Below are 10,419 nucleotides of genomic sequence, written 5' to 3'. Positions count from 1 at the left end.
ATTCAAAGGGATTTTTACATGAGCAAAGCAATTCAATTTCCGGCCAACTTCCTGTGGGGGAGCGCTACCTCCGCCTACCAGATCGAAGGTTCGCCGCTGGCCGATGGTGCGGGCCCCAGCATCTGGCAGCGCTTCTGCGCGGTGCCCGGCAATGTGCGCGACGGCGACCATGGCGATATCGCCTGCGACCACTACAACCGCTACAAGGAAGACGTGGCGCTGATGGTCAAGCTGGGATTGAAGGCTTACCGCTTCAGCGTATCGTGGAGCCGCATCCTGCCGCAGGGGCGGGGCGCCATCAATCAGGCAGGCCTGGACTTCTACAGCCGCTTGATCGACGAGCTGCTGGACAATGGCATCGAGCCGATGGTGACGCTGTATCACTGGGACTTGCCGGCGGCGCTGGACGATCGTGGCGGCTGGCTCAATCCCGATATCGCCGACTGGTTCACCGACTATGCGCGCATCCTGTTCCGCGCCTTCGACGGCCGCGTCAAATCGTGGGCCACGCTCAACGAGCCGTGGGTGGTGACCGATGGCGGCTATCTGCACGGCACCTTGGCGCCCGGTCATCGCAGCTTGCACGAAGCGGCGCTGGCCAGCCACAACCTGATGCGCGCGCACGGCAGCGCCGTCAAGGCCTACCGCGAAGAGGGAAAACACGAGATCGGTATCGTCGTCAATATCGAGCCGAAGTATCCGGCCAGCCAGTCGCAGGCCGACCTTGACGCCACGCGCCGCGCCGACGCCTATATGAACCGCCAGTATCTCGATCCGATTTTCCTCGGCAGCTATCCGCAGGAACTCAAGGAGGTCTTCGGCGACGCTTGGCCTGATTGGCCGGCAGAGGATTTCGAGCTGATAGGACAGGAGCTGGACTTCGTCGGCATCAACTACTACACCCGCAGCGTGGTGCGCAACGAGCCGGCGAACTGGCCGCTGCAGGTGGCGCCAGTGCGCCAGTCGCAAGCCACTTATACGGAGACGGGTTGGGAAGTGTTCCCGCAGGGGCTGACCGATACGCTGGTCAACTTCAAGCAGCGTTACGGCGACACGCCGCTGTACGTGATGGAGAACGGTTCCGCCTTCTACGATCCGCCGAACGCGGAGAGTGGCCGCGTGCACGATCCGCTGCGCATCGATTGCCTGCGCAAGAACATGGGGGCGCTGCACGCCGCGATGGAACTGGGCGTGGACATGCGCGGCTACATGGTGTGGTCGCTGCTGGATAACCTGGAATGGTCGCTGGGCTTCTCCAAGCGTTTCGGCATCATTCACGTCAATTTTGAAACCCAGCAGCGCACCTTGAAAGACAGCGCGCTGCTGTATGCGGATATCGTCGCCAGCAACGGCGCCTGTCTGAATCAACCGGTATAAGCCCATGACCAACACTCCCGCAAACAATACGGCGCGTCATGCGCAACTGCTGTCGAACGGCAGTTTCACCACTCTCATCACCGGCGCCGGGACGGGCTTCAGTCGTGTCGGCGACTGCATGCTGTCGCGCTGGAACGGCGATCGCATCGAGGATGCCGAGGGCTATTTCTTCTACCTGCGCGACGCCGATAGCGGCCAGCATTGGTCGCTGGGCGCACAACCCGGCGGCGGAGATGTGCTGCGCTCCGCAGGCGGCGATGCCGGCAGTTGCTGGATAAGCGCGACCGTCCATGACATCGAGGCACGCATGGACGTGGCCGTCGATCCGCAGCGTGATGTAGAACTGCGGAGTATTTTGCTCAGCAATCTGTCCGGTCATACGCGCCGCATCGAATTGACCAGCTATCTGGAGGTGGTGCTGAATCGCCAGGCTGACGAGGCATCGCATCCGGCGTTTTCCAAGTTGTTTGTACAGACCGAATACGAGGCCGCCAGCGGCGCCTTGCTGGCGCGCCGTCGTCCCCGCGGCGAGGGCGAGGGCGGCCTGTGGATGGTGCATGCCGCATCCGGCGGCAGCGCATCGGGCTACGAAACCGACCGCACGCGCTTTGTCGGCCGGGGTCGCGATCTGCGCGCGCCGCAGGGCATGGAGGGGGAATTGTCCGGCACCGCAGGCAACGTGCTGGACCCCGCGTTCAGCCTGCGCCGCAGTGTAACGCTGGCGCCGGGCGCGCAGGTGCGCCTTTCCTTCGTCCTGGGAGCTGCAGCTGGCCGCGACCAGGCCCTGGCGCTCGCGTCGGCGCTGGCGCAGGATGGCCAGCCATTGTTCGCGGCGGCGCGTGCCGCGGGGCTGGCTGCGCAACAGCACGCTGGCCTTGATGCGACACAGGCGGAATATTGCCAGCGCCTTGCCGGCGCCATGCTGTATGGGCAGTCGGCGGTTCGTGTTTCGGCTTCCACCGCCGCCATCGCCAGCGCGGTGATTGAAGCCGGCGCTTCGCAATCCAGCAGTGCTCCGGCCTCGCCCGCGTTACCTTCCGGCCCGCTGGTGCTGCTGTGGAGCCTTGGCGCCGCCGACGCCAGCGTCGAACTGATGCTCCGCGCCCGCCGTTATTGGGCCGCGCTCGGCCTGCCGTTGCAAGTGCTGCTGCTCGATGCCGACGGCGTATGGCCGTCGCAAGAGGGCGTCCATATCGTCAAGCCGGACGATATTGCGCCGGCCGATCTGGCTCGCATCGAATTGAATGCCTTGCTGATTGTGCGTGGCGGCCTGCCATCGTTGGATGACGTGGACGGTGCTGGCGCCAAGATGCCGCATGTGGAGGCCGCGATCCAACCCGACGGGCCCTCGACTTTGCCGGGGCGTCCGGTGCTGCGCTTCTTTAACGGCAATGGCGGCTTTTCCGGCGCCGGCGACGAATACGTGATTCGCATGGACTGGGATGGCCAGAGTGGCTTGCGCCGGCCGCCGCTGGCCTGGACCAACGCCATCTCCAACGAAGGCTTCGGCTTCCTGGTCAGCGAGAGCGGGGCCGGCTACACGTGGAGCCGCAACAGCCGAGTGCATCGCCTGACACCCTGGTACAACGACCCGATCCGCGATCCGCACGGCGAAGCGCTCTACCTTCGCGACGAGGACAGCGGAAAATACTGGTCGCCGCTGCCGGGCCCCGCACCAGCGGCCGCCGGCTATGAAGCCGCACACGGCTTCGGCTATACGCGCTTCAATCACGTCAGCCACGGGCTTGAGCAGGAAACGGTAATGTTCGTGCCGCGCCACGATCCGGTAAAGATCGTGCGGGTGCGGGTGACCAACCATGGCGACACCGCGCGCCGCCTGTCGCTGTTTTCCTACCAGCGCCTGGTGCTGGGCGGTACGCCGGCCGACAGCAGCCGTTTCGTCATTACCGAGCATGATGTATCCGGTGTCCTGCTGGCGCAGAATCCGCTGGCAGGCCAGTTTGCCGACGGCGTGACCTTTGCCGCAGCGCTGGCCGGCGACGGCGCCATGGTGCATCACAGTGCCGACCGCGCCGCATTTATCGGCCGCCACGGCAGTCCGGCCGCTCCTGCCGCGCTGGCGGCGCCTCGCCTTGACGGCGTCACCGGCGCCGGTCTCGATCCGTGCGCGGCGTTCCAGGCGGTTCACAAGCTCGCGCCGGGCGCCACGCTGGAATGCGTCTTCCTGCTTGGCGAAACCGTGGAACGCCAGGCTGCGTTGGATCTGGTGCTGCGCTATCGCGCTCCCGGCGCCGTGCAGCAGTCGTTCGACGAGATCACAGCCTTCTGGCGCCACACGGTCAGCGCGGTGCAGGTGACCACGCCGGTGCCGGCGGTGGACCTGATGCAGAACGGCTGGCTGGCGTATCAAAACCTGAGCTGCCGCATCTGGGGCCGTTCGGCGTTCTACCAGTCCGGCGGCGCGCTGGGGTATCGCGACCAGCTGCAGGATTCCAGCGCCATGATCTATGCCCGGCCGGACCTGACGCGCCAGCAGATCCGCATCCATGCCGCACACCAGTTTGTCGAAGGCGATGTGCTGCACTGGTGGCATACGGCGCCGATGGAGCAGGGCCTGCGCACGCGCTTCTCCGATGACCTGCTATGGCTGCCATATGTGGCGGCGTTCTACATCAAGACCACCGGCGACTGGGGCGTGCTCGATGAGGTCGAGCCGTTCCTGACCGCGCCGCTGCTGGAGGACGGCGAGGACGAGGTTTACCTGAAGCCCGAGTTGTCTGGCACCAGCGGCGACGTCTATGAACACTGCTGCCGCGCGCTGGACCGCTCGCTGACGCAGGGTGCGCACGGCTTGCCGCTGATGGGTACTGGCGACTGGAACGACGGCATGAACCGCGTCGGCCGCGAAGGCCGCGGCGAGAGCGTGTGGATGGGCTTCTTCCTGTCCCGCATCATCAAGGACTTCCTGCCTATCTGCGAAAGACGCGGCGATACCACGCGGGTGTTGTGCTACAGCGCCTACCACGACCATCTGGACCACGCGCTCAACGCCGATGGCTGGGATGGCGAATGGTACCGCCGCGCGTTCTACGACAACGGCGCCGTGATCGGCTCGAAGGACAGTGACGAATGCCAGATCGACGCGCTGGCGCAAGCCTGGGCCATCATCTCGGAAGCGGCGCCGCCACAACGCGCGGCGCAGGCACTGGACGCGCTGGAGCAGCGGCTGGTGTCGGAACAGGATAAATTGATACGCCTGCTGACGCCTGCCTTCGTCAACACGCCCAACGACCCCGGCTACATCAAAGGCTACGTGGCGGGTGTGCGCGAGAACGGGGGGCAGTACACGCATGCGGCCTGCTGGGTGGTGCGCGCGATGGCGGAGGCGGGCCGCCGCGACCGCGCCGCCCACCTGCTGGAAATGCTGAGCCCTGTCAGCCACGCGCTCGATCCGGCGGCGGTGGCCGTCTATCAGGTCGAGCCGTACGTGATCGCCGCCGATATCTATGGCGAAGCGCCGCATGTCGGCCGCGGCGGCTGGACCTGGTACACAGGCTCGTCGGGTTGGATGTATCGCGTGGGACTGGAGTCGGTGCTGGGATTCGGCATCGAGAACGGCGACACCATCGTGCTGGCGCCGCGTATTCCCGACGACTGGCCGGAATTCAGCATCCGGTATCGCTTGCCCGATGGCGGCGGCAGTTACGAGATCGTCGTGCGCAATCCGCAACGCAGCGCAGGCGCCGTTCATGGCGCTTCGCTGGACGGCGTAGCGCTGGCGGTTGAAAACGGCGTGGCGCGGATACCGGTGCGGCGCGACGGCGGCGAGCATCGCGTCGAGCTGGTGCTGGGCTAACAGGGGGAATGGCATGGCTGGACTGGAAATACAAGGCATCCGCAAGGGGTTTGGCCAGCATCAGATTTTGCGCGGCATCGACCTGAGCATCGCAGACGGCGAGTTCGTGGTGTTTGTCGGACCGTCGGGATGCGGCAAGTCGACGCTGCTGCGCACCATCTGCGGACTGGAAAACAGCGACGAAGGCGCGGTGCTGATCGGCGGCCGCGACATGACCGAGGTGGCGCCGGCCGCGCGCGGCATCGCGATGGTGTTCCAGAGTTACGCGCTGTATCCGCACATGACGGTGTACGACAACATGGCGTTCGCGCTGAAGCTGGCCGGCCTGCCGCCGGATGAGATACGCGCCAAGGTCACGCAAGCCGCGGCGATCCTGCGTATCGAGCCGCTGTTGCTGCGCAAGCCCAAGGAACTGTCCGGCGGCCAGCGGCAGCGGGTGGCGATAGGCCGCGCGATCGTGCGGCAGCCGCAGGTGTTCTTGTTCGACGAGCCCTTGTCCAATCTGGATGCGGCGTTGCGCGTGCAGATGCGTATCGAGTTGAAAAACCTGCACCGCACCCTGCGCAGTACGATGATCTACGTGACCCACGACCAGGTGGAAGCGATGACGCTGGCTGACCGCATCGTCGTCCTGCGCGGCGGGCTGGTGGAGCAGGTGGGGGCGCCGCTGGAGTTGTATCAGCGTCCGGCCAACCTGTTCGTCGCGGGTTTCCTCGGTTCGCCGGCGATGAACTTCATCACCGGCACGGTGGAGCGGCTGGAGCCGCAGGGGATGGCGGTCCGGCTTGCCGGCGGTGCGCTGGTGCAGGTGGCTGAGCGGGACGGCCTGGCTGTCGGCAGCCGCGTCACGCTGGGCGTGCGCGCCGAGCACATGGCGCTGGAAAAATCCGGCGACGGCATCCCCGTGACAGTGCTGGCAGCCGAACTGCTGGGCGATACCAGCTATGTCTACCTGACGCCGGACGGCGGCACGACGCAGTTCATCGCCCGCATCGATCCGGAGGCGCGCTGGCAGAACGGCCAGACAGCGGCGGTGTGCGTCGAGCCCTCGCGCTGGCACGTGTTCGACGAACAGGGCCTGGCACTGACGTAACAGGGCGGCGGCAGCGGAAATCGCTTGACCGCCGTTTTTTGCAGGTCTATAGTTAGATAACTGTCTAATTAGATGTTTGCCTTAATATGAACGCATCCAACAACGCCTTCAAGGCCATTGCCGATCCGGCGCGGCGCGAGATCCTGCGCCTGCTGCGGCCCGGCGAGATGACCGCCGGCGAGCTGGCTGCGCATTTCGACATGAGCAAGCCGACCATGTCGCATCACTTTGCCGTACTGGCCGACGCCGACCTGATTACCCGCCGCCGCGAAGGGCAAACCATCTGGTATGGCTTGAACACGACGGTGCTGCAGGACGTGCTGTCCTGGGTGATGGACCTGACCGATGCCAAAGGGAGCAAAAAATGAAACGCTATCTGTTGCTGTGCCTTGTGCTGGTGGCCGCCGCTTGCGCTGCCACGGTGTACGCCTGGCCGATGCTGCCGGAACGGGTGCCGGTGCATTGGGATATCGACGGTGTTGTGAATGGCTATGGGCCACGCGCAGCCTTGTGGCTGCTGGGCCCCGGCCTGATATCGCTGATGGCGCTGTGCGGAGCGCTGCTGCCGCGTATCTCGCCGCGCCGCTTCGACATGAGCGGTTTCGAGCCGACTTACTACTACCTGTGCGGCGTGGTGGTGTGCATGCTGGCCTATGTGTATGCGCTGGTGCTTGCCGCCATGCTGCATGGCGCGGTGCCGATGCAGAAGGCGGTGCCGGCTGGCGTATTCATTCTGCTGATTTTGATTGGCAACCCGATGGGCAAGGTGCGCCGCAACTTCTTCATGGGCATCCGCACGCCGTGGACGCTGGCCAGCGAGCGCGTATGGTACGCCACGCACCGGCTGGCGGCGAAGCTGATGGTGGCCAGCGGCCTGCTTGGACTACTCGCGCTGTGGCTGGGCGTTCCGCACTGGGCCTTGCTGGCGTTGATGCTGGCGTGGGCACTGCTGTCCGCCGGTTACTCGCTGCTGCTGTATAAACGATTGACTCACTGACACTGGAGATTACGTATGCGTTTGGGATTCTTGTTATCGTTGTTGATGCTGGCGTTGCCTGTAGGCGCCGCTGAACGGCAGGTCTCGCTGCAAGTGGACGGCGGCACGCTGTATGGAACCGAATGGCTGCCGGACGGTAGCGGCAAGGTGCCGGTGGTGCTGCTGCATTCAGGCTCCGGTCCCACGGACCGCGACGGCAACAGCAGCATGCTGTCCGGACCCAACGACTCCTTGCGTATGGTGGCGGAGGCGCTGGCCAAGCGCGGCATCGCCTCCGTGCGCTACGACAAGCGCGGAATCGCATCGAGTGCGTGGAAGGGCTGGAAGGAAGAGGATGTGCGCCTCGACGACTATATCGGCGACGCCGTGGCGTGGGTGCGCCAGCTGCGCGCCGATCCGCGCTTCTCCCGTGTCGTGATGGCAGGGCATAGCGAGGGTGCGCTGATCGCGTCCGTGGCCTGCCGCCAGGCGCCCACCGACGCCTGCGTGCTGATCTCCGGCGCCGGGCGCCCGGTGGATGAAGTGCTGCGCGAGCAGCTCAAGCCCAAGCTGCCACCGCCGCTGTTCGACCAGAGCGAGCGCGTGCTGGCCGCGCTCAAGGACGGGAAGACGGTCGATGACGTGCCGCCGCCGTTGATGTTCCTGTACCGTCCATCGGTACAGCCATATCTGGTGTCGCTGCTCAAGTACGATCCGCCGACGGCTGTGGCGGCGCTGAAGATGCCGGTGCTGATCCTGCAGGGGACGACGGATATCCAGGTCCAGGTGTCGGACGCCAAGGCGCTGGCCGCCGCCGCGCCGCGCGCTAAGCTGGTCATCGTCGACGGCATGAACCACGTGCTGAAAATGGTCGGCGACGACCCGGCCGCGCAAATGAAATCCTACAGCCGGCCCGACCTGCCTGTGGCGCCGCAACTGATCGACGCGTTGAGCGGTTTCGTCAACGCGCCGAAATAAACGCCTAGGCGATATTGTCCGAGCCCGGTGCGCCGAACAGCTGCTGCTTCAACTGATGCAGCTGGTCGCGCACCTGCGCGGCCTTTTCGAACTCCAGGTTCTTGGCGTGATCGAGCATGGTTTTTTCCAGGCGCTTGATCTCCTTGCTGATCTGCTTCTCGCTCATGGATTCGTACTTGGCCGTCTCCTGCGCCACCTGCAGCACTTCCCGCGCATCCTGCGGGCTGTAGACGCCGTCGATCATGTCCTTGATGATCTTCTGCACGCCGCGCGGCACGATGCCGTTGGCCGCGTTGAAGGCGATCTGCTTGGCGCGGCGGCGTTCCGTCTCGCCGATGGCGCGCTCCATCGAATCGGTCATGCGGTCGGCGTACAGCAGCGCCACGCCGTTCAGGTTACGCGCGGCGCGGCCTATGGTCTGGATCAGCGAGCGTTCCGAACGCAGGAAGCCTTCCTTGTCCGCGTCGAGAATCGCCACCAGCGACACCTCCGGCAAGTCCAGGCCCTCGCGCAGCAGGTTGATCCCGACCAGCACGTCGAAGGTGCCGATGCGCAGGTCGCGCAGCAGCTCCACGCGCTCGACGGTTTCGATATCGCTGTGCAGGTAGCGCACCTTGATGCCATGGTCGCTCAGGTATTCGGTCAGCTGCTCGGACATGCGCTTGGTTAGCGTGGTCACCAGCACGCGCTCGTTCTTGACCACGCGCAGCGTGATCTCGGACATCAGGTCGTCCACCTGCGAGCTGGCCGGACGCACGATGATCAGCGGGTCGACCAGGCCGGTCGGCCGCACCACCTGCTCGACCACCTGGTCGGCGTGCGTGCGCTCGTATTCGGCCGGCGTGGCGGAGACGAACACCGTCTGCCGCATCTTCTGCTCGAACTCCTCGAACTTCAGCGGGCGGTTGTCCAGCGCCGACGGCAGGCGGAAGCCGTAGTCCACCAGGTTGGTCTTGCGCGAGCGGTCGCCGTTGTACATGGCGCTCAGCTGGCCGATCAGCACGTGCGACTCGTCGAGGAACATCAGCGCGTCCTTCGGCAGGTAGTCGACCAGGGTCGGCGGCGGTTCGCCGGCCTGGGCGCCGCTCAGGTGGCGCGAGTAGTTCTCGATGCCCTTGGTGAAGCCGATCTCGGTCATCATCTCCAGGTCGAAGCGGGTGCGCTGCTCCAGGCGCTGCTCTTCGATCAGCTTGTTCTCCTTGCGGAAGAACTCCAGTCGCTCGCGCAGTTCCAGCTTGATGGTCTCGATCGCCCGCAGCACGGTCGAACGCGGCGTGACGTAGTGCGAACCCGGATACACGGTGAAGCGCGGGATCTTCTGCTTGACGCGGCCGGTCAGCGGATCGAACAGCTGGATCGATTCCAGTTCGTCGTCGAACAGGTCCAGGCGCACGGCCAGCTCCGCATTCTCGGCCGGGAAGATGTCGAGCGTATCGCCGCGCACACGGAAGGTGCCGCGGCCGAAGTCCACTTCGTTGCGGGTGTACTGCATCTGGATCAGGCGGGCGATGATGTCGCGCTGCGAGACGCGGTCCTTGGCGCGCAAGGTCAGGATCATCTGGTGGTATTCGGTCGGGTTACCGATACCGTAGATCGCCGACACGGTGGCGACGATGATGACGTCGCGCCGCTCCATCAGCGACTTGGTGCACGAGAGGCGCATCTGCTCGATGTGCTCATTGATGGACGAATCCTTTTCAATGAACAGGTCGCGCTGCGGCACGTAGGCTTCCGGCTGGTAGTAATCGTAGTAGGAGACGAAGTATTCGACCGCGTTCTCGGGGAAGAATTCGCGGAATTCCGAATACAGCTGGGCCGCCAGCGTCTTGTTGGGCGCGAAGACGATGGCGGGTCGGCCCTTGCGGGCGATCACGTTGGCCATCGTGTAGGTCTTGCCCGAACCGGTCACGCCGAGCAGGGTCTGGAAGAACAGGCCGTCGTCGATGCCCTCGCACAGCTGGTCGATCGCGGTGGGCTGATCGCCGGCCGGCGGGAAGGGCTGGTGCAGCTTGAACGGCGAATCCGGGAAGGTGACCACGGTTGCCACGGTGTTATCGAGTACGGGTAATTCAGCCATCTTGTCAGACCTTTGTTAAAATAATGGCCTGCCAGCGGCCTGAAGCACTTTTTATAGGGGCGCTGTCTACATTCATCCGCTGCGAACCGCTTCCAATCGAA

Annotated in this window: 7 protein-coding genes; 6 read left to right on the top strand and 1 reads right to left on the bottom strand. The window is 64.8% G+C overall.

Features of this window, described 5'->3' with window-relative positions; genetic code table 11:
• The first annotated feature begins 18 nt into the window (after positions 1–18).
• The 6 genes from ACSQ3S_RS24625 to ACSQ3S_RS24600 all read left to right on the top strand — a co-directional run bounded on the left by ACSQ3S_RS24625 (position 19) and on the right by ACSQ3S_RS24600 (position 8,241).
• Positions 19–1,377 (top strand): GH1 family beta-glucosidase, encoded by a 1,359-nt coding sequence (locus ACSQ3S_RS24625; RefSeq protein WP_436144065.1) that lies wholly within the window; start codon positions 19–21, stop codon positions 1,375–1,377.
• Between the two features lie 4 nt (positions 1,378–1,381).
• On the top strand, positions 1,382–5,194 hold the full coding sequence (locus ACSQ3S_RS24620) for a GH36-type glycosyl hydrolase domain-containing protein (protein ID WP_436144064.1): 3,813 nt from the start codon (positions 1,382–1,384) through the stop codon (positions 5,192–5,194).
• A 13-nt stretch (positions 5,195–5,207) separates the two neighbouring features.
• The gene (locus tag ACSQ3S_RS24615; protein WP_436144063.1) at positions 5,208–6,287 is read left to right on the top strand and encodes an ABC transporter ATP-binding protein; all 1,080 of its coding nucleotides are present in this window, start codon (positions 5,208–5,210) and stop codon (positions 6,285–6,287) included.
• 86 nt (positions 6,288–6,373) lie between these two features.
• Entirely contained in the window at positions 6,374–6,655 is a 282-nt protein-coding gene (locus ACSQ3S_RS24610; RefSeq protein WP_436144062.1) for an autorepressor SdpR family transcription factor, read from the top strand.
• The gene (locus ACSQ3S_RS24605) at positions 6,652–7,284 is read left to right on the top strand and encodes an SdpI family protein (RefSeq protein WP_436144061.1); all 633 of its coding nucleotides are present in this window, start codon (positions 6,652–6,654) and stop codon (positions 7,282–7,284) included. The genes ACSQ3S_RS24610 and ACSQ3S_RS24605 overlap by 4 nt, the downstream gene beginning before the upstream one ends.
• Positions 7,285–7,299: 15 nt before the next feature.
• Positions 7,300–8,241: an alpha/beta hydrolase gene (locus ACSQ3S_RS24600; RefSeq protein ID WP_436144060.1), complete on the top strand. Its 942-nt coding sequence runs from the start codon at positions 7,300–7,302 to the stop codon at positions 8,239–8,241.
• A 4-nt stretch (positions 8,242–8,245) separates the two neighbouring features.
• On the opposite strand, the gene uvrB is transcribed toward ACSQ3S_RS24600, so the two are convergent.
• Positions 8,246–10,318, bottom strand: coding sequence for an excinuclease ABC subunit UvrB (gene uvrB / locus ACSQ3S_RS24595; protein WP_436144059.1), 2,073 nt, complete (start codon positions 10,316–10,318; stop codon positions 8,246–8,248).
• Positions 10,319–10,419 lie beyond the last annotated feature (101 nt).

The organism is Duganella sp. LjRoot269 (assembly GCF_964254095.1).
Taxonomy (GTDB): Bacteria; Pseudomonadota; Gammaproteobacteria; order Burkholderiales; family Burkholderiaceae_D; genus Rugamonas; species Rugamonas hordei.
This window is presented reverse-complemented; position numbering and strand designations above follow the sequence as displayed.